This is a genomic window from Tritonibacter sp. SIMBA_163 (assembly GCF_046535935.1).
Taxonomy (GTDB): domain Bacteria; phylum Pseudomonadota; class Alphaproteobacteria; order Rhodobacterales; family Rhodobacteraceae; genus Epibacterium; species Epibacterium scottomollicae.
Window position 1 is genome coordinate 1 of sequence record NZ_JAWJBP010000093.1, and the last position, 594, is coordinate 594.

Annotated in this window: 2 protein-coding genes; both read left to right on the plus strand. The window is 67.2% G+C overall.

The window, feature by feature from the left end; genetic code table 11:
• Nucleotides 1-291: hypothetical protein (locus tag R0J92_RS21560; RefSeq protein WP_411053137.1), on the plus strand; the 291-nt coding region annotated here is incomplete at its 5' end.
• Between the two features lie 10 nt (nt 292-301).
• Nucleotides 302-594 (plus strand): hypothetical protein (locus tag R0J92_RS21565; protein ID WP_411053138.1); only part of this gene is annotated, 293 nt, incomplete at its 3' end.

The window sequence follows — 594 nt, forward strand, 5'->3', positions numbered from 1 at the left end:
GTTTCGACCGACGACGACGTGGAGCTGGACAGCGAGCTGTACGTCAAGACCGCGGGCTCCGCCCTCGGCTCCGACCTCGACCCCACCGCCCCCGGCACCGTGTTGAGCGCCACCGAGCAGTGGTTGGTGTTCGACCTCAGCGGCAACGGCTTGACCAAGGACGACGTGGCGAACTTCAAGCTCATCACCAACGGCGCGAACGACACCAGCGGCGAGGAAGTCCTGATCCACGCCGTCGAGGTGCTCCACCGCTCCACCCTCGTCGCGTACAGCTACGCCGATCGCGCCTGAGAGGTGATGCTTGGCTAACGGCCGGCCGGCCAAGTCCCCGATCCCGCTGCCCTTCCCGGTCCAAGGCATCGACGAGAACTCGCCCTACGGGGTGCAGCCGCCGACGACCACACCGGACGCGCTCAACGTGCGCTCCTACGACGCGCTGGAGCGACGCAACCGAGGCGGGCAGCGGACGGGGATTGGCAGGTGGAGTGCAACGCGGCCAAGCGGCGGCAGCAGCCAGATACAGCTTCTCGACACGATCATCGAGTCGATTGACCCGAACCAGAACGCCGAGGTGTCCAACGCCGTCGTCCGCTC